Genomic DNA, 19,711 nt, shown 5'->3' with positions numbered 1-19,711 from the left:
ACGCGACGCCCCGCCCCGGCCCGTCCCTCAGAGCGCCGCGGCGAGGTGCTCGGCGTGCTCTCCCGCCGAACCGAAGACCGTCTCCTGGACCCAGGCGCGCTTGAGGTAAAGGTGGGCCAGGACCTCCCAGGTGAAGCCCATACCGCCGTGCACCTGGACGCCGGTGCGTCCGCCGCGGGAGGCCGCCTCGTCGGCGAGGAGCTTGGCCGACGAGGCGGCCTCGCGCGGGTCGCCGGACTCGGGATCGTCCAGCACGAGGGCGGCCACCAGCGTCGCGGCCCGGGCCAGGTCGGTCCTGACCAGGGACTCGGCGAGCAGGTGCTTGACCGCCTGGAAGGAGCCGATGACCCGGTCGAACTGCACGCGCTCCTTGGCGTACCGGACGGCGAGGTCGAGCGCGCCCTGGGCGACGCCGACCTGCAGGGCGGCGGTGAGCACCGCGCCCAGGAGCCGCCAGCGGGCCGCGTCCTCGGCCGTCCCGATCCGCTCGCCGTCCTCCGGGCGTACGGACACCTGCGCGACGGGGGTCAGCGGGTCCAGCGGCAGGGACGCGGGCTCGGCCTGCGGGGCGGGCAGGACGAACAGGCCGTCGTCGTCGACGATCACCACATGGGTGGCGGCCCGGGGGTGCTCGATGACGGGCGCGGTTCCCCCTCCCTGGACGGCACCGGTGTCGAGCAGCGTGACGACCGCGTCGCCGTCGGCCGCTCCCGGCACCAGCCCGGCGGCCAGGAACGTGCCGGTCACCGGGCCGGGTACCAGGGAGCGGCCGAGTTCCTCGAAGAGGATGACCGTGTCGGCCATGCCGAGGCCCATGCCGCCCTCGTCCTCGGGCAGCGTCATCCCGAAGACGCCCATCTCGGCCAGGCCCTTCCAGGCCGCGCGGTCGAAGGAGTCCGTCTCGGACGCGGCGCGCAGCCGATCGGGGTTCCAGGCGTCGGCCAGCCGGCCGCGCAGCGCCGCCCGCATGTCCTTCTGGTCGGCGGTGAGCATCAGGTCCAACGGGGCTCCTTGGGCAGGCCGAGCACCCGCTCGGCGAGGATGTTCTTCTGGATCTGGGAGGTGCCCGCCGCGATGGTGAAGGACAGGGTGTTGACGCGGTCCTCCACGACGCGGGCGTTGGAGCCGCCGGGCAGGTCGCTCATCGCCAGCGCCGCCCGGCCCAGCACGTGCGCGGCGAGGTCGCCGATGCGCTGGCGGCTCTCGGTGAACCTCAGCTTGAACACCGAGGCCCCCTGGACGGGGATCATGCCCGCGGACGCCTCCGAGACGTTCTTGCGGATGAGCGACCACAGCCCGCTCACCTCGGCGGCGAGCGCGCCGGCCTCCCGGCGCAGCGCGGCGTCGTCCCACAGGGTGCCGCCGCCCGGCACGGAGGTCTTCCTGGCGACGGCGACGGTCTCCTCCAGGAGGTTGCGCGACTCGATCACATCGGAGATGAAGGCGGTGCCGCGCTCGAAGGAGAAGGTGACCATGGCCACCCGCCAGCCGTCGTTCTCCGCTCCGACCCGGTTGGCGACGGGGACGCGCACCCCGTCGAGGATCAGCTCGCTGAACTCGCTGCTGCCCACGACGGTGCGCAGCGGGCGGACCTGCACCCCCGGGGTGTCCATGGGCAGGATCAGCCAGGTGACGCCCTTGTGCCTGGGGGCGCCGGGGTCGGTGCGGACCAGCAGTTCGCAGTGGTCGGCGACCTCGGCGTGCGAGGTCCAGATCTTGCGGCCGTCGACGACGTAGTGGTCGCCGTCGCGGACGGCGGTGGTGCGCAGGGACGCCAGGTCCGAGCCCGCGTCGGGTTCGGAGAAGCCCTGGCACCAGACCTCCTCGCCGCGCAGGATCCGCGGCAGGTGGCGGGCGCGCTGCTCCTCGGTGCCCTCCACGATGAGCGTGGGGCCCGCGTGCAGGAGGCCGACGAAGTTGGCGCCGACGTAGGGCGCGCGGGCGCGGGCCGTCTCCTCCAGGAAGATCAGCTGCTCGGTCGGGGTCGCGCCGAGCCCCCCGTGGCCGGCGGGCCAGTCCACGCCCGCGTATCCGGCGTCGAAGAGCATGCGCTGCCAGGCGGTGTCGTAGGCCCGGCGGGCCGGCCAGTCGTCGCGGTCGGGCTTGTCCGGCAGGGTGGGCAGGACGCCGGCCAGCCAGGACCTCAAGCGGTCGCGGAAGGCGGCCTCCGACGGGGTCAGACGCAGATCCACGGGAAGCTCCTGTGCGAGTGCGTGCGCGATGCCGGCGGTCGGTGCGGGGACAACGCCGTCACCAGCCGCGGAACCGGGGGGCGCGGCGTTCGAGGAAGGCGCGCAGCCCTTCCTGACCGTCCTCGCTGGTCATGTTGATCTCGGCGGCCATCGCCTCCTCGGCCAGGCTGGCGGCCCGGTCGCCGTCCAGGGCCCGGTTGATCAGCCGCTTGCCCAGGCCCAGCGCCACCGTGGGCCCGGCGGCCAGGCGGGCCGCCCAGTCCGCCGCGGTCTTGGCCAGTTCGTCGGCGGGGACGACGCGGTTGACCAGGCCGAGGCGCTCGGCGTCGGCGGCGGGCAGGTCGTCGCCGAAGAAGACGAGCTCCTTGGCGCGCTGGGGGCCGACGAGCCGGGTGAGCAGGTAGGCGCCGGCGCCGTCGACGACCAGGCCGCGCCGGGCGAAGACCTCGATGAACTTGGCGTTGTCGGCGGCCAGCACCAGGTCGCAGGCGTAGGCGAGATGGCAGCCGATGCCGGCGGCCGTGCCGTTGACCGCCGCGATGACCGGCTTCTCGCAGTCGAGGACCGCCGAGATCATCCGCTGCGCGCCGCCCGCGATGGCACGCGTCACCGATCCGGCCGGATTGTCGGGCATGTCCTCGGGCGGGGGCGGTGCGTCGGCCGCCGGGGCGCCCAGGTCGGCGCCGGTGCAGAAGTGGCGGTCTCCCTCGCCGGTGAGCACGATCGCCCGCACCCTGGGGTCGGCGCTCGCCTCCGCCAGCCTGGCGATGATCTGCTGGCGCTGTCCGGGGGTGATGGAGTTGCCCGCCCGGGGCCGGTTGAGGGTCATCCGGGCGACGCCCTCCTCCCCCACCTCCCACAGGAGTTCGGGTCCCGGTGGTGTTTCGGACTGTGCTGGCACGGGCCTGCCGCCTTTCTCTCGCCGTCAACGAGTGTAAATTATATAAAACATCATCAATCCAGTAGCGCGGAGCCGTCCAGCGCCCCTCACAGAAGCGGGTACAGCGTGAACGACAAGGTCTACATCCACGAGTTCATCCACATCACCAAGCAGAACCGCGCCCGCTACATGCACCACATGACGGCCAACTGGAGCCCGATCGGCCAGGAGCAGCGCAACCAGCTCTGCTACGGCGTGTGGGGCGTGGTCGGCAGCACCGGCCCCTGGCCCCAGACGGTCAACATGTGGGAGGAGGACGGCCTGGACGGCCTGGCCGCCTCCTTCCGGCTGGAGTTCGGCAACAAGATCCTGCAGGACCCCGCGCTGGAGAAGTGGTGGGCCGGCGCCGCCGACCTGCGCTCGGGCGGTTTCGACCGGATCATGCTCCCGCACCCGGAGACCCTCACCATCGAGCGGTTGTGCGCGGCCGGGGTTCGCGGCGAGGTCTACGCCCACGAACTGGTCAAGGTCGCCCCCGGCACCTCCTGGCGTTTCCTGGACGCCGCCGTGGAGGGCGCCGAGACCGCTCTGGAGCGCACCGGGTGGCGGCTGACCGGTGCGTGGGCCACGGCGATGCGCAACCGCGACGAGTGCCTGCTGTTGTGGACCGTCCCGACGTGGGAGGACTGGAGCGCGGTGGAGAAGGCCCAGATCCGCGGCAACGACGCGCTGCTGTCCAAGGCCGGCGTCCACGTCCGGGAGCGCGAGCGGATCCTGCTCGTCGACGCCCCGCTGTCGCCCTTCCGCACCGGACGCCAGCCCTCTCGCGAGGATCGGACCGACTGGACCGACTGACCCGGACGAGGCGCGGGCGGCGGCCGGCCCCTCGACTCGGCCGCCGCCCACAGGCCTCAGTCCGTACCGAGGATCGACACGAAGCTCACCATCTCCCCGGGGTAGCCGCCCAGGTTGTGGGTCAGCGCCAGGGAGCGGGAGCCATAGGTGGAGATGCGCCGCTCAGCCGGGGCTTCGCCGCGCAGTTGCAGCCATGCCTCGAACATCATCCGCAGCCCGGACGCCCCCACCGGGTGCCCGAACGACTTGAGTCCGCCGTCGGGGTTGACGGGCAGTTCCCCGTCCAGGTCGAAGGCCCCGTCCAGGATCCGCTTCCAGGCGGTGCCGCGCTCGGCCAGCCGCAGGTCCTCCATGAGCACCAGCTCGGTGGGGGTGAAGCAGTCATGGACCTCGGCCATGGCCATCTCGTCGATCGGGGAGGTCACGCCCGCCTGCGTGTAGGCGTCCCGGGCCGAGGCCGCGACCTCGGGGAAGGTCGTGTAGTCGTAGGCCGGGTCCATCAGGCCCGACCCGTCACCGGCGACGAACGACAGCGCCTTGATGAACAGCGGCTTGTCGGTGTACCGGTGGGCGTCCTCGGCCCGGACGACGATCGCGGCCGCCGAGCCGTCGGCCACCCCCGCGCAGTCGAAGACCGACAGCCCGCCGGCCACCTCGGGCATCGCGCGCAGCTTCTCGACCGACATCTCCTTCTGGAACTGTGCACGGGGGTTGCGGGCCCCGTTGGCGTGGTTCTTGGAGGCGATGCGGGCCAGCACCGTCTTCAGCTCGCCGGGGTCGACGTCGAAGCGGCGCGCGTAGGCGGGGGCGACCATGGAGAACATCGCCGCGGCCGTCAGCGTGCGCTGGGTGCCGTCATTGGGGATGGGAAAGGCGTTGAGCCCCTGGTAGCCGGAGTCCTTGACCTTCTCCACCCCGACGGCCATCGCCACGTCGTAGGCGCCGGAGGCCACCGCGTAGGCCGCCTGGCGCAGCGCCTCGGAGCCCGTGGCGCAGTAGTTCTCGACCCGGGTGACCGGCTTGTCCCTCAACCGCAGCGGCTTGGAGAGCGTCAGGCCACTCATGCCCGACTGGGCGGTGCCCAGCCAGTAGGCGTCGACCTCTTCCTTGGCGATCCCGGCCGAGGCGAACGCCTCGCCCGTGGACTCCAGCAGCAGTTCGTCGACGCCCTTGTCCCAGTGCTCGCTGAAGCGGGTGCAGCCCATCCCGACGATGGCGACCCGGTCCTTGATGCCGTGCGAGCCCATCTCAGGCCTCCTTCTCCGGCTCCCGCGCCGGCTCTCTCTCCGGTTCGGCCAGCGGCCGGGCCTTCCAGAAGTAGTTGTGGATCCCGTCGGAGGTGAACAGTCTGCGGAAGGTGGGCTCGACCCTGGTCCCGATCGCGACGTCCCCTTCGTCGACGTCGGTGAGCTCGATGGGGAGCCGGCCGCCGCCGTCGAAGTCGACGACCGCGAACACCACGGGCGGGCTCGGGGAGTAGGCCAGCCGGTCGACGGTGAAGGTGACGATCGTGCCCGCCGTGCCGGCCATGGGCGCGGCCGTGCCGTCCAGGGGGGACGGGGGCATGCGCACCATGCCGTCCTCTCCCTGGGAACCGACGAGGCCGAACTTCCAGTCCCCGTTCCGGGCGGCCGCCGAAGCGGAGGGGCGCGCGGGCTCGGGACGGCGCGGCGGCTCGACCGGCAGCAGGCCGCGCCAGGCCAGGTAGGTGCCGTAGGAGACGGGCGCGGCGGAGGCGATCTGCTCCGTCACGGGCCGTTCCACCGGGTGGGCGGCCAGCGCGGAGGTGGTGCGGAGGACCAGGGCGTCCGCGCCGTCGGCCAGCGACAGCAGGACGATGATCCTGCCCTCGGTCCGGTCCTCCTCGAGCGCCGCCGCGAGCAGCAGCGCGGGCTGGGCCGCGCCGACATTGCCGACGGTGGCGTCCAGCCGGTCGGCGACGCGTTCGGCGGGCACGCCCGAGCGGGCGGCGACGGCCTTGGCGGCGCGGCCGTGCAGACCCGCCACGATGAGCGTGTCCACCGCGGGCGCCTCCAGCCCGGCCTCGCCGAGGGCGAGCTTCAGCGTCTCCGTCCCGAGCGCGGTGTAGCGGGTCTCGCCGAACCGCTCCTCCCACAGCCGCGAGGCCGGCTCGCCGGGCACCCGCCAGCGGTCGACGAACTCCTCGGTCACCGAGGCACGGGCGAGGATCTCGGCGACGACCGGCCCGTCGGCGCCGGAGCCGATGAGCACGGCCGCCGCCCCGTCGCCGCCCGCGGCCTCGTCGGCCCCGCCGGGCAGCCCGCCGCGCAGGTCTCCGGCGACCACGAGCGCCGGGGACGCGGCGTCGCAGGCCGCGCGCAGCGCGCCGAGCGCCGAGCGGACCGAGCCGACGGCGTCGTAGGCGGGCACGTCGCGGCCCAGGCGCAGGGCGGCGTGCAGGGTGGTGGCGTTCGTGCGGTCGAGGTAGGGGGGTTCGGTGGTGGCGAACCAGAGGGCCCGCGGCTCGGCCGGAGCGGCGCGCAGGGCCGTCCGCGCCGCCGCGACGCCGAGGGTGATCGCATCCTCGTCGTAGGAGGCGACGGACCGGGTGCCCCGCCCGCCGCCCGCGCCCGCCACCGACCTGATCGTCTGACGGTCGAGCCTCCGGTGGGGCAGGTAGCCGCCCCAGGACAAGATTCCGCGCATGAAACCAGCCTAATCGTAGATTGCATAAAAGATCTAATCTGCAATTAGACTCCTTCCATGACTCAGGGTGGACCCCGGCCCCTCGACGGCATCCGCGTCCTGGCGCTGGAACAGATGCAGGCACTCCCCTACGCGACCCAGCTGCTGGCCCGGCTGGGCGCCGACGTCGTCAAGATCGAGCCGCCGTCCGGGGACTCGGGCCGCGGCTCGCTGCCCGCGATGACCGATCCGGACGGCCGGCGCGTCGGCGCCACCTTCCTGCGCAACAACCTCGGCAAACGCAGCGTCTGCGTCGATCTGAAGAATCCCCGCGGCAGGGAGCTCGTCCTCGAACTCGCCCCGAGGTTCGACGTCGTCGCCGAGAACTCCAAGGCCGGCGCGATGGCCCGGCTCGGCCTCGGCCACCCCGACATCGCCGCCGTGCACCCGGCCGGGATCTACGTCTCGGTCTCCGGCTTCGGCAACTCCGTCCCCACGCCCTACGGGGGCTGGCCCGCCTTCGCCCCCATCGTCGAGGCCATGTCCGGCATCTACGAGCTGAAGCGCACCGGCGACCGGCCCCCCACCGTGGCACCCGTGGGAGCGCTCGGCGACATCGGCGCCGCGCTGTTCGCCACCATCGGCATCCTCGCCGCGCTGCGCCACCGCGACGCCACCGGGCGCGGCCAGTACGTCGACATCGCCATGCTCGACTCGGTCATCGCCATGACCGACATCGTGACCAACTTCTGGTCGATGGGACTGCGCGGCGGCCAGACCGGCCCGCTGATCATGCACGGCTTCCGCGCGCAGGACGGCTGGTTCGTGCTCCAGGTCGCCCGCGAGCAGCACTTCACCAGACTGGCCGACCTCGTCGGCCGCCCCGAGTGGAAGGACGACCCCCGCCTGGCCACCCGGCAGGGCTGGGTCGACGAACTCGAGACGCTGCTGCGCCCCGCCATCGAGGGCTGGGCGGCGGACCTCACCAAGCTGGAGGCCTGCGACCTGCTGGGCCGCGCGGGCATCGCCGCCGGCCCCTGCCTCAGCGACGCCGAGGTCGTCGCCGACCCCCACGTCCAGGCCAGGAACATGCTGGTGGAACTTCCCCGGACCGACGGTGTGGAGCAGCCCGTCCTCGTTCCGGGCAGCCCCGTCCGGATGAGCGAGGCTCCCCCCGCCGCGGAGACCCGCCCGCCCTGGCTGGGCGAGCACACCGACGCCGTCCTGGCGGCGGAACTGGGCCTCACCGGCGCCGCCCTGTCCGAACTCCGCACCGGCAAGGTCATCTTCTGAGTGGCCCGCCCGCAGCACGACCGTCAGAGCCTGCCTCCGGTGCGGAACTCCTCCGGCATCCACGACGGATCGCGCCGCTCGGCGAACGCCCGTCTTCCCTCCGCCATCTCCTCGTTGTACGGGAGCACGTCGAACGTCGTGCGGTCCACGCGGTCGTAGTTGTCGTTGACGATCCGCTTGACCTGCAGCCGGGCCTGCGGCGCGGTGCGGCAGATCTGGATCGCCACCTCCTCGGCCACGGCGCGCACCCGGTCGTCGGGGAAGTCCAGGGCGGATGCCGGGGTGCCGAGGTCGTCGCTCTCCAGACCCATCGGCCCGGCGCCCATCAGCGGCGCTCGAAGGTCACGCCGGCGGCCTCCCGGTCCCAGGTGGCGGGCGTGACGCCCTCGTCCCTGAGCAGGTTCTTGGTCGCCCGTCCGGTCTGGCTCATCGGAAGCTCGTCGCGGAACTCGAAGTAGCGTGGGACCGCGTAGTACGGAAGCTGCTCGATCGACCAGCGGCACAGGGCCTCCTCGGTGAGGGCGGCCCCTCCCTTGAGTACGACGGTCACCTTGACGTCGTCCTCGCTCACCTCACTGGCCACCGCGTGCACGCACACGTCCCTGACGCCGGGGTGCTCGTGGAAGACCTTCTCCAGCTCCCAGCTGGAGATGTTCTCGCCGCGGCGGCGCATGTAGTCGGCCTTGCGGTCGACGAAGAACAGGTAGCCGTCCTCGTCCAGGCGGCCGATGTCGCCGGTGTGGAACCACAGGTTGCGCCAGGCCGAGACCGTGGCCTCCGGGCGCTTCCAGTAGCCCTCGAACATCACGTGCGGCATGCGGGGGCGGCAGACGATCTCGCCGTGCTCGCCCGCGGGCACCTCGCGGTCGTCGTCGTCGAAGACCTTGACGATGAACGCCTCCGCGTTGACGATGCCGGCCGAGCCGGGCCGCTTCTCCCTGCCCGGCGGCAGCCAGGAGATCAGCGACGCCTCGGTGGTTCCGTAGGCGTTGCTGAAGGTGGTGAGGCCGAAGCGCTCGCGGTAGATCTCGTCGATCTCCGGGGGCATCGGCGCCCCGGTCAGCAGGCGCAGCGTGGTGTTGGCCCCGGGCGTGCCGGAGTTCCTGGCCTGGGGGTGGTCGTCGGCCTTGGCGACGAGGACGGCCAGGGAGCCCAGGAGCGAGGCGATGGTGGCACCGGTGCGGTTGATCTCGGGCCAGAAGCCGGAGACCGAGAACCGGCGCGACAGCGCGGCCCGGCCGCCGTTGATCAGCGTGCCGGTGAGCATGCACGAGATGGCGTTGAAGTGGAACAGCGGGAGCGGGGACCACACGACGTCCTCGGGCGTGCGCCCCCACGAGGAGATGATCTGCCGGGCGATGGACAGGTGGTAGTTGTGGCTGAGCGCGCAGCCCTTGGACGGGCCCGTGGTGCCGCCGGTGTAGACGATGGTGCCCAGGTCCGCGGGACGCACCAGGACTCCGGGCCGGGAGCCGTCGGCCTTGAGCAGCTCCGCCCAGTCGTGCACCGCCCAGCGTGAGCCGGCCCCGGGGCTCCCGTCATGTTCGCCGACGACGACCAGGTGCCGGACGGAGTCGATCGTGTCGAGCAGTTCCATCGGGCGCTCGGCGAGATCGTCCTGGACGATGACGACGGAGGCCGTCGCGTCGGAGAGCACGTGACGCAGCATCGGGCCCTTGAGCGCGGTGTTCACCGGGACGGCGATCGCGCCGAGCTTGTGGATGGCGAACCAGGACACGACGGCGGCGGGGCCGTTCTCCAGCATGGTGGCGACCGTGGAGCCGTGCCCGACCCCCAGTTCGGCCAGCGCGTTGGCGACCCGGTTGGCCTCCAGGTCCGTCTCGGCCGCCGTGTAGGGGGTGCCGCAGCAGTCCAGGAACGGTCCGTCCGGGTCGCGTTCCAGGCGGCGGTCCAGCAGGTCGAGCAGAGTGCTCTGCTCGATGTTCGCCCAGTCGGACATCCGCTCTCCTTCAGATGGTGAATGTGTGGATATAGTATTCAATCTACGGGCACACCGCACGGGGCTCCCACCCCAGAACTGAACAGCGGTTCACTTTTTCGAGACGAAAGTTCAAGCCGCACCGCGATCCCCCACCGCGTTCGGAGGAGCACAGTGAACGCCGAAGACATGATCATGATCAGCGTCGACGACCACGTCGTGGAACCGCCGACCATGTTCGACGCCCACATCCCCGAGCGGTACCGGGACCGGGCCCCGCGGGTCCGCACCACCAAGGACGGCTCGGACGTGTGGACGTTCAACGGCCAGACGATCCCCAACATCGGGCTGAACGCGGTCGCCGGGCGTCCCAAGGAGGAGTACGGCATCGAGCCGACCGCCTTCGACGAGATCCGCCCCGGCACCCACGACATCGACGAGCGCGTCAAGGACATGAACGCCGGCGGGATCCTGGCGTCGATGAACTTCCCGTCCTTCCCCGGCTTCAGCGGGCGGGTCTTCTCCGCCGCCGAGGACAAGGACCTGGCCCTGGCGGTGCTGCGCGCCTACAACGACTGGCACGTCGACGAGTGGGCCGGCACCCACCCGGGCCGGATCGTCCCGATGGCGCTACCGGTGCTGTGGGACGCCGAACTGTGCGCCGAGGAGGTCCGCCGGGTCGCCGCCAAGGGCTGCCACTCGATCACCTTCACCGAGAACCCGGCCACGCTGGGCTACCCCAGCTTCCACAACGAGTACTGGGACCCGCTGTGGCGCGCGGTGTGCGACGAGAACGTCGTCGTCTCCATCCACCTCGGCTCCTCCGGCCAGCTGTCGGTGACCGCCCCGGACGCCCCGGTCGACGTCATGATCACGCTGCAGCCGATGAACATCTGCCAGGCCGCCGCCGACCTGCTCTGGTCGCGCGTCATCAAGAAGTTCCCCGGCATCAGGTTCGCCCTCTCCGAAGGCGGCACCGGCTGGATCCCCTACTTCCTCGACCGCGTCGACCGCACCTACGACATGCACCACCTGTGGACCGGCCAGGACTTCGGCGGGAGGCTGCCCAGCGAGGTGTTCCGCGAGCACTTCCTGACCTGCTTCATCTCCGACCCCGTCGGCGTCGAGCTGCGCCACCGGATCGGCATCGACAACATCGCCTGGGAGTGCGACTACCCGCACTCCGACTCCTCCTGGCCGAACGCCCCCGAGGAACTGGCCGAGGTCGCCGCCGGCGTGCCCGACGACGAACTCAACAAGATCACCTTTGAGAACGCGATGCGCTGGTACTCCTTCGACCCCTTCGTGAACGGCCGCACCAGGGAGAACGCCACCGTCGGAGCGCTGCGCGCCGAGGCCGCGGGCCACGACGTCAGCATCCGCTCCTACGACAAGGGCCGCTTCGAGAAGTCGGTCGGGATCGAGATGGGCAGGCTCGTCGATCAGGCCACCGCCTGACGTCCGCACCCACCGGGTGCCTCCGGGTCACCCGGTGGAGGACGCCTCGTCGCCCGGCTCCTCGTCCTCGAACATGCCACGGCCCCGGAAGAGCTCGACGACGACGTCGCCGTGCTTGCGCAGCATGGCGGCGTACTCGCGCTCGGCGAGGTCGGCGTGGCCGCCCTCGATGGCGGCGACGATGGCCGCCGTCCCCTCGCGCTCGATCTCGTCCGCGTCGGGCACCAGCTCGAAGAAGTTGCCGGGCACGATGTCGGTCATCTGGCGCAGCATGGTGCGCAGCCGCGGCGACTGGGCCGCGTCGATCACCGTCCGGTGGAAGTCCAGGGCGAGCCGGTGCAGGACCTCCGGATCCTCCGTGCCGGCGATCCGCTCCTGAATCACCCGCAGCGGCGCGGCGAGCCCGGTGCCCTTGCGCTCGACCGCGCGGCGCACGCCGAACCCGTAGAACAGGCCGTACAGCTCGTAGTGGTCGCGGACGGCCAGCTCGTCGAGGGCGTTCACGAAGGCGCCGCGGTGCGGGATCATGGTCGTCCAGCCCTCGCGCTCCAGCGCGATCAGCGCCTCCCGCACCGGGATGCGTGAGACACCGAGGGTCTGGGCGATGGCGTCCTGCGGCACCCGCTGGCCCTGCTTGAGCACCCCGTCGAAGATCAGCCGGCGCACGTAGAGGCGCACCTGCTCACCGCTGCTCTTCCGGGCCAGGCTCTCTCCCGGCAGCGCGGCGCTCTCCTGGGGCGCGGCCAAGATGTCGGCCGCTGCGGCCCCCTGGCGGCGTGCCATCCGCTCACGTCCTCGACTCGGCGGGTGACCCTCTGTCATCCGTATTGAGAATAAGATATCAGGATGACGAGGCCGAGCTGATCTCCCTCACCCCGCCCCCCTGTGACGTCTCACTCCTCGGGGAGGTCGAGGCCGAGCAGGCGGATGGCGTTGCCCCGCGCGATCCTGTTGATGGTGGCCTGGTCCAGGTGCCCGTACCGCAGGGCGGCCTCCTCGCGCGAGCGGGGCCAGGTGCCGTCCTGGTGCGGGTAGTCGATCTCGAAGGTGATGCCCTCGTTGGTGACCTCGTCGGCGGGCACGCTGACGGCGGCGATGTACCGCTTGATCCGAGTCATCACCCCGATTTTATCATGTATAAAATAAAAACTTGATATCGAGCAAAGAGGGACGGGGACGATGAGCGGAATTCCGGAGAACCGGCTCGTGCGCGTCACGGCCGAGGGCGGGGTGGGCGTGCTGTCGCTGGCCGATCCAGAACACCGCAACACCCTGTCCAAGCAGATGAGCGACGACCTCGCATGGGCGGTGGACGCCGCGCTGGACGACGGCGCGCGCGCCCTGGTGCTCACCGCCGAGCCGCCCGTCTTCTGCGCCGGCGGCTCCCTCGAGGGACTACTGAACCGCACGGTACCGCTGGCGGAGATGTACGCGGGCATGGAACGCCTCGCGGCGGCGGCGGTGCCCACCATCGCCGCGGTCGGCGGGCCCGCCATCGGCGCGGGCGTCAATCTTCCCCTGGCCTGCGACGTCATCCTCGCCTCACCGGCCGCGCGGTTCGATCCTCGTTTCCTGGACGCGGGCATCCACCCCGGCGGCGGGCACCTGTGGCGGCTGGCCGAGCGGGTGGGTGCTCAGGGCGCCGCCGCCCTCGTCCTGTGCGGGGACGTGCTCACCGGCGAGGAGGCCGCTGACATGGGACTGGCATGGCGGTGCGTGCCGGAGGATCGGCTGGAGTCGACCGCGCTGCGCCTGGCCGGACGCGCCGCTGAACGCTCCGCGCCGCTGGTACGCCGAGCCAAGCAGACGCTGCTCGCGGGACGCGCCCTCTCCAGCCCGAAGGAGGCGGCCGAACTGGAGCTGGCCGCCCAGGAGTGGTCGGTGGGACGTCCCGAGTTCGCCGAAAGCGTCCGTTCCATCCAGCGCAAGCTCGCCGAGCGCCGCGATGGCAGCGGAACCTCTCACACACCGCCCCGATCACCGTGACGACCATGCGGGCGCCGGTCGCGGCGATCGGGTAGGCCGCAGCCGGTCCCGGCGAACGCCTCGTGAAAGATTTTTTATATAATAGATAATAGAAGAACGAGAGGAGTCTCCATGCGGGTGCTCAGCGGTGTGGACGAGATCCGGGGTGCCGTCGGGCAGCACCTCGGCCACAGCGGTTACCGGACGGTCACGCAGCAGGACATCGACACCTTCGCCGGGCTGACCGGTGATGACCAGTGGATCCACGTGGACACCCAGCGGGCCGCCCAGGGGCCCTATGGCGGCACCATCGCCCACGGCCTGCTGACCCTGTCCCTCGGGCCGAGGCTGGTCCGGGAGATCTACAGGATCGAGGGCATGAGGATGGGGGTCAACTACGGCTACGACAAGATCCGGTTCCCCTCGCCCGTGCCCGTCGGCTCCAAGGTCCGGGTCGGCGCGGAGATCGAGGGCGTGGAGGACGTCAAGGGCGGACTGCTCGTCAGGCTCCGCTTCACCTGGGAGGTCGAGGGCTCCCCCAAGCCCGCGTGCGTGGCCTCGATGCTGTTGCGTTATGTCGTCTGAACTCCGAAGGGCCGAGGGGCACGGGCTCAGGAGATCCCCGGCTCCTCTTCGAGCCGGCGCTTGATGACCTTGCCGGTCGCGTTGTAGGGCAGGGCGTCGCGGAACTCGATGAGGGCGGGGACCTTGAAGGCGGCCAGGCTCTCCCCCGCCCACTCCCGGAGCTCCTCCTCTGTGGGCGCGGCGCCGGGTTCGGGGACCACGAAGGCCTTGACCTGCTGGCCGAGGATCCGGTCGGGCACTCCGATGACGGCGGCGTCGGCGACGCCGGGGTGTTCGACGAGGCGGTACTCGATCTCGATCGGGTAGATGTTCTCGCCGCCCCGGATGATGAGGTCGCGCATCCGGCTCTCCAGGTAGAGCACGCCGTCCACGATGCGGCCGTAGTCGCCGGTGCGGTACCAGCGGCCGTCGGCGAAGGCCGCGGCGGTGGCCTCGGGGTCGCTCCAGTAGCCGAGGAAGACGCCGGCGCCCTTGATGCACACCTCGCCGACCTGGTCCTCGCCCAGCGGCTCGCCGTCCGGGCCCCGGACCTGGACCTCCATGGTGGGGGCCGCCGCCCCGACCGACGCCGGGTGCCCGTCCATCCCGGCCCCGTTGAGGAACGTCCCGCCGCCGGTCGTCTCCGTCATGCCGTAGCCGTTGGTGATCTGGACGCCGGGCATCTTCTCCTCGAACAGGCGCAGCAGCTCGGGGGCGAAGGCCGAGCCGCCGCTGCCGATGACGCACACCTGGTCGGTGCCGTGCTCGTCGAAGTCCGGGTGGGTGAGCATCCGCCAGAAGTGGGTCGGCACGCCGTGCCACTGGGTGAGCTTGTACCGGCCGGTCAGCTCCAGCACCCGCCCGGCGTCCCAGCGGCCCGGCGCGGGGAAGACCAGCCTGGAGCCGGACATCGGCGTCCCCACCAGGGTGGGGCCCACGCCGGAGACGTGGAAGAACGGATTGGAGCAGACGCTCGTCCGCTGCACTCCCCCGGGGATCTGCCGGTACCTGCCGCCGCCGCCGAGGAGGGCGACCGTCCCGCCAAGGGCACCGAACATGCCGAAATGCACGAAGTTGCGGTGCGACAGTGTCGCGCCCTTGGGCCGGCTGGTGGTCCCGCTGGTGAACAGGATCGCGGCGGGGTCGTCCTCGTGGATGTCGGTCTCGGGCAGTCTCCCGGCCGGATCGTGGACGGCGGCCGCGGCCCGGTGCAGGTCCTGCAGCGCCACCGGGACGAGGCGGCCTTCCTCGGCGGCCTTGGTCTGCGCGAGCCGCTCGAGCGGGCGGGCGGAGCCCAGGACCAGCGAGGGCTCGGTCAGCTCGATGCCGTGCTCCAGCTCCGCGGGCGTCCACCAGCCGTTGAGGCCGGCCACGATGCCGCCGAGCGAGAGGGTCGCCCAGATCGCCAGCAGGTACTCCTTGCCGTTGGGCGAGGCGATCGCGACCCGGTCCCCCTTGCCGACGCCGTGGTCGGTCCGCAGGACCTCGGCGTAGGCGGCCGCCCAGGAGAGGGCCTCGGCGTAGGTCAGGGTCTCCGGCTCGGGCCCGTCGAAGACGCAGTATCCGGCGTCGGGATGGCGGTCGGCGGCCCGGATGAGCACCGCGGGCAGATGCGGGAGCCGCTGGACGAAGACCTCGGCGGGAAAGCCCAGGACCTCCTCCACGGTCCGCTCGAACGGCCCGCCCGGACCGCACAGCGTGTTCCGCACGTCCTGGCTCAGCGCCCGGTCGGCCGTCCACCGCAGGGTGACGGGGTTGGACCGGTCGGGGAGGGTGTCGGTCACGTCGTTCTCCTTCGACGGGTTCGCCGTGATCGGTCTCCGGTCAGCGCAGACCGGGCGCCCGGGTGCGGAAGATGTCGGTGGCGATGCGCGCACCGAGCGCGGTGGCGTCCCACCTCTTCTCCCCGTTCCCGATCGTGGCGGCCTCCCGCCAGCCCTCCATGAGGTGGATCTTGTCGTGGATGGCGCGCAGGACCTGGCCGCTGACGTGCTGGGCCTCGTCGCCGGCCAGCCACGCCACCAGCGGGGAGCTGCCGGCGGGGTCCATCGGGTGGTACTCGTCCTCGCCGAGGTCGTCGGGCTCGAACGCCTTGAGGTCCTTGGCCATGGTCGCGGTCAGCCGGGTCATGCCACCGGGGCCGACGGCGTTGACGGTGACGCCGAACCGGGCCAGCTCCAGGCTGGTGGTGAGGGTCAGCCCGACGATCGCGGCCTTGGCCGTGGCGTAGTTGGACTGGCCGAAGTTGCCGGCCAGGCCCGCGCCGGAGGTCGTGTTGATCACCCGTCCGGTGAAGCGCTCGCCGGCCTGGTACCGAGCGCGCCACCGCTTGGCCGCCAGGTGGGTCATCAGCCAGGTGCCGCGCACGTGGACCCGCATGACGGCGTCGAAGTCGTCCGGGGTCATGTTCCAGATGGCCCTGTCACGGGCGATGCCCGCGTTGTTGACCAGGATGTCCAGCCGGCCGAACTCCTCGACGGTGCGGTCCACCAGCGCGGTCGCCTGCCCCTCGTCCGCGACGTCGGCGAAGTCGGCGATGGCGGTGCCGCCGCGCTTGGCGATCAGCTGGACGACCTCCGCGGCGTCCTCGCCCCTGCCCTCCCCCTGCACGCTGGTGCCCAGGTCGGCCACGACCACCTTGGCGCCGTGCTTGGCCAGCTCCAGCGCGTGTCCCCGGCCGATGCCGTGCGCGGCTCCCGTCACGATGGCGATCTTGTTCTCGAGCAGTCGGGCCACGGTCTCGTCCTCCCTGGGCGGCTGAACACGTCGGCGGCCTTGCAGCGGGTCACGCCTATGGCAGAATATATATGTTATTCAAGATACTGATCAGGTCATCCCCGCGTCCACGTCTCCGGAGGAACAGGTGACCACCACCCCCACGGCCGCCGGATCGGACGGCTTCGTCGATCCCCGCGGCGACCTGCGCTGGGGCACGACCAGCGCGCTGCTCGCCGACGCCGCGCACCGGCTCGGCGACGCCGAGGCGATCGTCGACGGCGACGTCCGGATCGGCTACGCGGCCCTCGACGCCGCGGTGACGGCCGCCGCCCGGTCCTTCCTCGCCTCGGGTCTGAACCGGGGCGACCGGGTGGCCGTCTGGTCCCCCAACACCGCGCAGTGGATCATCGCCGCACTCGGGCTGCAACGCGCCGGAGGCGTCCTCATCCCGCTCAACACCCGCTTCCAGGCCCAGGAGGCCGCCTTCATCCTGGACAAGAGCAAGGCCAGGATCCTGTGCGTGATCGGCGAGTTCCTCGGCCGCGACTATCCGGCCTCGCTGGAGGACGCCGCCGGCGGCCCGGAGGGCGGCCGACCCTACGCCGGGCTTCCCGACCTGGAGCAGGTCGTGGTCCTCAGCGACGGCGGCCCCGGACGGCACACCTCCTGGGACGACTTCCTGGAGTCGGGCCGTACCGTCACCGAGGAGCAGGTCCGGGCCCGGGCCGCCGAAATCGGCCCCGACGACCTGTCGGACATGCTGTTCACCTCCGGCACGACCGGCAATCCCAAGGGCGCGATGTGCACCCACGCCCAGACTCTGCGCGCGTACGCGGTGTGGGCGGCGGTCGTGGGGCTGCGCGAGGGCGACCGCTATCTCATCGTGAACCCGTTCTTCCACGGGTTCGGGTACAAGGCCGGCTGGCTGGCCTCGCTCATCGTGGGCGCGACGAGCCTGCCCGCCCGCACCCTGGACGTCCCGCAGGTGCTCAAGGTGGTGCGGGAGGAGAAGGTGACCGTCCTGCCCGGCACACCCACGCTGTACCAGACCATGCTGGAGCACCCCGACTTCACCGCGGAGGGCGTCTCCGGCCTCCGGCTGGCCGTGACGGGCGCGACGGACGTCCCGCCGGCCGTCGTCCACCGCATCAAGGAGGAGCTGGGCTTCTCCCACATCGTGGCCGGCTACGGGCTCACCGAGTCCTGCGCGATCGTGTCGATGTGCCGCTACGACGACCCGCTGGAGATCGTCACGTCCACCGCCGGCCGCCCGCTGCCCGGCCTCGAGGTCGTCACCGTCGACGCCGAGGGCGAACCGGTGCCGATCGGCGCCGAGGGCGAGATCCTGGTGCGCGGCTACACGGTGATGAAGGGCTACCTGGACGAGGAGGCCGAGACCGCCGCGACCGTCGACGCCGACGGCTGGCTGCACACCGGGGACCTCGGCACGCTCGACGCCGACGGCAGGCTCCGCATCACCGGCCGGATCAAGGACATGTTCATCGTGGGCGGCTTCAACGCCTATCCCGCCGAGATCGAACGGCTGCTGTCCGTCCATCCCGCGGTCGCCCAGTGCGCCGTGATCGGGATCCCCGACGAGCGCATGGGCGAGGTGGGGGCGGCGTTCGTCGTCCCGCGCCGGGACGCGGCCCTGGACCCGGACGAGCTGATCTCCTGGGCCCGGCAGAACATGGCGAACTACAAGGTGCCCCGCCAGGTGCACGTGGTGGCCGAACTGCCGCTCAACGCCTCGGGCAAGATCGTGAAGAACGACCTGCGCGCCCGGCTGGCACGCGACGGCGGCGCCTGACGGAGGCGGACGCGGACGCGCGCCAGGGCCCGGCCCGGAAACGCGGACGGCGCTCCGACCCCGCCGGAGCGCCGTCCGCTCTCGCCTTCCGGTGCGCGCCGCCACCGGCTCGCGGTCAGGTTCCGAAGGCGCCGGAGTCGCGGAGCTCGGCCAGCCGGTCCTCGTCGTAGCCGAGGACCTCGCGGAGGATCTCCTCGCTGTGCTGGCCGGGATCCGGGGCGGGACGGACGGCTGCGGGCGGGGCCTCACCGACGACGCGCACGGGGAAGGGAAGCTGGTCGGCGACCAGACGGTCGGCTCCCTGCCAGGGCATGCGGTCGGCGAACTGGGGGTCGTCGACAATGGTCGCGGGGGTGTTCACCGGGCCGACGGGCACGTCGTGCTCCAGGCCGAACTCGATCCACTCGGCGGTGGTGCGGGTGGCGAAGACGGCCGCCAGTTCGTGGCGCAGCGGAAGGTTCCCCCGGGCGTGGTCGGCGAGCTTCGCGCCGGGGTCAGCCTCGAACAGGTCATTGCGGCCCAGCGCCTCGCAGAAGTTCCGCCAGAACTTGCGCTCGGAGGCCATGAAGAGCACATGGCCGTCCTTGGAGGCGTAGAACTGGTAGCGGACGCCCTCCTCCATGCCGGCGGTGCCGGGCGGGCGGCGCTCGTAGCCGTCGGCGGGGTTGCCGGTCACCTCGTCCTCGGGTCGGGCGTAGGCGCGGTGGCCTTCGCTGCGCAGCCAGTCGAAGGCCGCGGCGGCGTCGGACTGGGCGATTTCCAGGTGGCAGCCCTCTCCGCTGTCGCGGGCGCGCAGCACCGCGGCCAGGATGGCGGCGGTGCCGAACAGCGGCCCGGCGGTGATGCCGATGGACGTGTGGTCGGGGATCGAGGGCAGCCCGTCGGGCCCGGGCACGGGGGCGACGGTGCCGGCCCAGGCGTCGTAGGCGATGCCGTGGCTCGGCAGGTCCCGGTAGGGGCCGGTCATGCCGTACCCCGAGATGGTGAACATGACGATCTTCGGGTTGACCTCGCGCAGCCGGGTGTAGCCCAGGCCACGCCGCTCCAGACCGCCCGGCCGCATCGCCTCGACCACGACGTCGGCACGGGCGACCAGTTCCAGGAAGGCCTCCCGGCCCGCCTCGGCGCGCAGATCCAGCACGATGCTGCGCTTGCCGCGGCTGATGTGCAGGTGCAGCAGCGAACGACCCTGGACGATCGGCCAGCTCATCGAACGGATGTAGTCGCCGGACGGCGGCTCGACCTTGATCACGTCGGCGCCGAGGTCGGCGAGCGGGGTGGAGACGGCGCCGGGGCCGAGCATCGAGCACTCGACCACCCGGAAGCCGGCCAGCAGCCGGGATCCTGCGGCGGGGGCCTGGGACACGGATCCTCCCTGGAGATAGATTGTT

General features: G+C 71.7%; 18 protein-coding genes. 6 read left to right on the top strand and 12 right to left on the bottom strand.

Going from position 1 to position 19,711, the window contains the following annotated elements; translation table 11 throughout:
• Positions 1 to 27: 27 nt before the first annotated feature.
• From ACZ466_RS48045 to ACZ466_RS48035, 3 genes are read right to left on the bottom strand one after another with little or no spacing between them, the layout of a single operon-like run.
• Positions 28 to 993, bottom strand: a complete 966-nt coding sequence (locus tag ACZ466_RS48045) for an acyl-CoA dehydrogenase family protein (protein WP_464044057.1) — start codon at positions 991 to 993, stop codon at positions 28 to 30.
• Positions 993 to 2,192, bottom strand: coding sequence for an acyl-CoA dehydrogenase family protein (locus ACZ466_RS48040; RefSeq protein ID WP_378281318.1), 1,200 nt, complete (start codon positions 2,190 to 2,192; stop codon positions 993 to 995). Before ACZ466_RS48040 ends, ACZ466_RS48045 begins: the two co-directional genes overlap by 1 nt.
• A gap of 58 nt (positions 2,193 to 2,250) precedes the next feature.
• On the bottom strand, positions 2,251 to 3,093 hold the full coding sequence (locus ACZ466_RS48035; protein WP_378281317.1) for an enoyl-CoA hydratase/isomerase family protein: 843 nt from the start codon (positions 3,091 to 3,093) through the stop codon (positions 2,251 to 2,253).
• A 105-nt stretch (positions 3,094 to 3,198) separates the two neighbouring features.
• On the opposite strand from ACZ466_RS48035, the gene ACZ466_RS48030 reads away from it, so the two are divergent.
• Positions 3,199 to 3,927 (top strand): hypothetical protein, encoded by a 729-nt coding sequence (locus tag ACZ466_RS48030; protein WP_378281316.1) that lies wholly within the window; start codon positions 3,199 to 3,201, stop codon positions 3,925 to 3,927.
• 56 nt (positions 3,928 to 3,983) lie between these two features.
• Here ACZ466_RS48030 and ACZ466_RS48025 read toward each other — a convergent pair whose 3' ends face one another.
• A complete protein-coding gene (locus ACZ466_RS48025) occupies positions 3,984 to 5,174 on the bottom strand; it encodes an acetyl-CoA acetyltransferase (RefSeq protein ID WP_378281315.1) in 1,191 nt (396 codons plus the stop codon).
• A 1-nt stretch (position 5,175) separates the two neighbouring features.
• The gene (locus ACZ466_RS48020) at positions 5,176 to 6,594 is read right to left on the bottom strand and encodes an OB-fold domain-containing protein (RefSeq protein ID WP_378281314.1); all 1,419 of its coding nucleotides are present in this window, start codon (positions 6,592 to 6,594) and stop codon (positions 5,176 to 5,178) included.
• A 57-nt stretch (positions 6,595 to 6,651) separates the two neighbouring features.
• Between ACZ466_RS48020 and ACZ466_RS48015 the strand changes: the two genes are divergently transcribed.
• Complete coding sequence (locus ACZ466_RS48015; RefSeq protein ID WP_378281313.1) at positions 6,652 to 7,866, top strand: CaiB/BaiF CoA transferase family protein; 1,215 nt, start codon at positions 6,652 to 6,654, stop codon at positions 7,864 to 7,866.
• 23 nt (positions 7,867 to 7,889) lie between these two features.
• Here ACZ466_RS48015 and ACZ466_RS48010 read toward each other — a convergent pair whose 3' ends face one another.
• Positions 7,890 to 8,177 carry a Clp protease/crotonase-like domain-containing protein gene (locus ACZ466_RS48010; protein ID WP_378281312.1) on the bottom strand — a complete coding sequence of 96 codons (288 nt, stop codon included), beginning with the start codon at positions 8,175 to 8,177 and terminating at the stop codon, positions 7,890 to 7,892.
• A gap of 14 nt (positions 8,178 to 8,191) precedes the next feature.
• Positions 8,192 to 9,826 carry an AMP-binding protein gene (locus ACZ466_RS48005; RefSeq protein WP_378281311.1) on the bottom strand — a complete coding sequence of 545 codons (1,635 nt, stop codon included), beginning with the start codon at positions 9,824 to 9,826 and terminating at the stop codon, positions 8,192 to 8,194.
• A 153-nt stretch (positions 9,827 to 9,979) separates the two neighbouring features.
• Between ACZ466_RS48005 and ACZ466_RS48000 the strand changes: the two genes are divergently transcribed.
• Positions 9,980 to 11,263 (top strand): amidohydrolase family protein, encoded by a 1,284-nt coding sequence (locus ACZ466_RS48000; protein WP_378281310.1) that lies wholly within the window; start codon positions 9,980 to 9,982, stop codon positions 11,261 to 11,263.
• Between the two features lie 27 nt (positions 11,264 to 11,290).
• Here the strand turns inward: ACZ466_RS48000 and ACZ466_RS47995 are convergent, their stop codons facing one another.
• Together ACZ466_RS47995 and ACZ466_RS47990 are read right to left on the bottom strand one after the other, a co-directional pair.
• The gene (locus ACZ466_RS47995) at positions 11,291 to 12,046 is read right to left on the bottom strand and encodes a GntR family transcriptional regulator (protein WP_378281309.1); all 756 of its coding nucleotides are present in this window, start codon (positions 12,044 to 12,046) and stop codon (positions 11,291 to 11,293) included.
• Between the two features lie 110 nt (positions 12,047 to 12,156).
• Positions 12,157 to 12,381, bottom strand: a complete 225-nt coding sequence (locus tag ACZ466_RS47990; protein ID WP_378281308.1) for an amidohydrolase family protein — start codon at positions 12,379 to 12,381, stop codon at positions 12,157 to 12,159.
• A gap of 61 nt (positions 12,382 to 12,442) precedes the next feature.
• Here ACZ466_RS47990 and ACZ466_RS47985 point away from each other — a divergent pair, with 61 nt between their 5' ends.
• Together ACZ466_RS47985 and ACZ466_RS47980 are read left to right on the top strand one after the other, a co-directional pair.
• Positions 12,443 to 13,249, top strand: coding sequence for an enoyl-CoA hydratase-related protein (locus ACZ466_RS47985; RefSeq protein ID WP_378281307.1), 807 nt, complete (start codon positions 12,443 to 12,445; stop codon positions 13,247 to 13,249).
• A 111-nt stretch (positions 13,250 to 13,360) separates the two neighbouring features.
• Positions 13,361 to 13,813: a MaoC family dehydratase gene (locus ACZ466_RS47980; RefSeq protein WP_378281306.1), complete on the top strand. Its 453-nt coding sequence runs from the start codon at positions 13,361 to 13,363 to the stop codon at positions 13,811 to 13,813.
• Positions 13,814 to 13,839: 26 nt separating this feature from the next.
• Here ACZ466_RS47980 and ACZ466_RS47975 read toward each other — a convergent pair whose 3' ends face one another.
• The gene (locus ACZ466_RS47975) at positions 13,840 to 15,576 is read right to left on the bottom strand and encodes a class I adenylate-forming enzyme family protein (protein WP_378281305.1); all 1,737 of its coding nucleotides are present in this window, start codon (positions 15,574 to 15,576) and stop codon (positions 13,840 to 13,842) included.
• 40 nt (positions 15,577 to 15,616) lie between these two features.
• Positions 15,617 to 16,528: an SDR family NAD(P)-dependent oxidoreductase gene (locus ACZ466_RS47970; RefSeq protein ID WP_378281304.1), complete on the bottom strand. Its 912-nt coding sequence runs from the start codon at positions 16,526 to 16,528 to the stop codon at positions 15,617 to 15,619.
• A gap of 127 nt (positions 16,529 to 16,655) precedes the next feature.
• Between ACZ466_RS47970 and ACZ466_RS47965 the strand changes: the two genes are divergently transcribed.
• The gene (locus tag ACZ466_RS47965; RefSeq protein ID WP_378281303.1) at positions 16,656 to 18,320 is read left to right on the top strand and encodes a FadD3 family acyl-CoA ligase; all 1,665 of its coding nucleotides are present in this window, start codon (positions 16,656 to 16,658) and stop codon (positions 18,318 to 18,320) included.
• Between the two features lie 115 nt (positions 18,321 to 18,435).
• Here the strand turns inward: ACZ466_RS47965 and ACZ466_RS47960 are convergent, their stop codons facing one another.
• Positions 18,436 to 19,686 (bottom strand): CaiB/BaiF CoA transferase family protein, encoded by a 1,251-nt coding sequence (locus ACZ466_RS47960; protein ID WP_378281302.1) that lies wholly within the window; start codon positions 19,684 to 19,686, stop codon positions 18,436 to 18,438.
• Between the last annotated feature and the right edge of the window lie 25 nt (positions 19,687 to 19,711).

This window comes from Actinomadura rugatobispora (assembly GCF_055379765.1).
The sequence above is the reverse complement of the archived record's forward strand: the minus strand, read 5'-3'. Positions and strand labels throughout refer to the sequence as shown.

Bases quoted from the DNA above. Each gene is read 5' to 3' on its own strand.
- ACZ466_RS48015 (WP_378281313.1), top strand. From the start codon at position 6,652: ATGACTCAGGGTGGACCCCGGCCCCTCGACGGCATCCGCGTCCTGGCG.
- ACZ466_RS47985 (WP_378281307.1), top strand. From the start codon at position 12,443: ATGAGCGGAATTCCGGAGAACCGGCTCGTGCGCGTCACGGCCGAGGGC.
- ACZ466_RS47990 (WP_378281308.1), bottom strand. From the start codon at position 12,381: ATGACTCGGATCAAGCGGTACATCGCCGCCGTCAGCGTGCCCGCCGAC.
- ACZ466_RS48005 (WP_378281311.1), bottom strand. From the start codon at position 9,826: ATGTCCGACTGGGCGAACATCGAGCAGAGCACTCTGCTCGACCTGCTG.
- ACZ466_RS48025 (WP_378281315.1), bottom strand. From the start codon at position 5,174: ATGGGCTCGCACGGCATCAAGGACCGGGTCGCCATCGTCGGGATGGGC.
- ACZ466_RS48010 (WP_378281312.1), bottom strand. From the start codon at position 8,177: ATGGGTCTGGAGAGCGACGACCTCGGCACCCCGGCATCCGCCCTGGAC.
- ACZ466_RS48045 (WP_464044057.1), bottom strand. From the start codon at position 993: ATGCTCACCGCCGACCAGAAGGACATGCGGGCGGCGCTGCGCGGCCGG.
- ACZ466_RS47995 (WP_378281309.1), bottom strand. From the start codon at position 12,046: ATGGCACGCCGCCAGGGGGCCGCAGCGGCCGACATCTTGGCCGCGCCC.
- ACZ466_RS47980 (WP_378281306.1), top strand. From the start codon at position 13,361: ATGCGGGTGCTCAGCGGTGTGGACGAGATCCGGGGTGCCGTCGGGCAG.
- ACZ466_RS48020 (WP_378281314.1), bottom strand. From the start codon at position 6,594: ATGCGCGGAATCTTGTCCTGGGGCGGCTACCTGCCCCACCGGAGGCTC.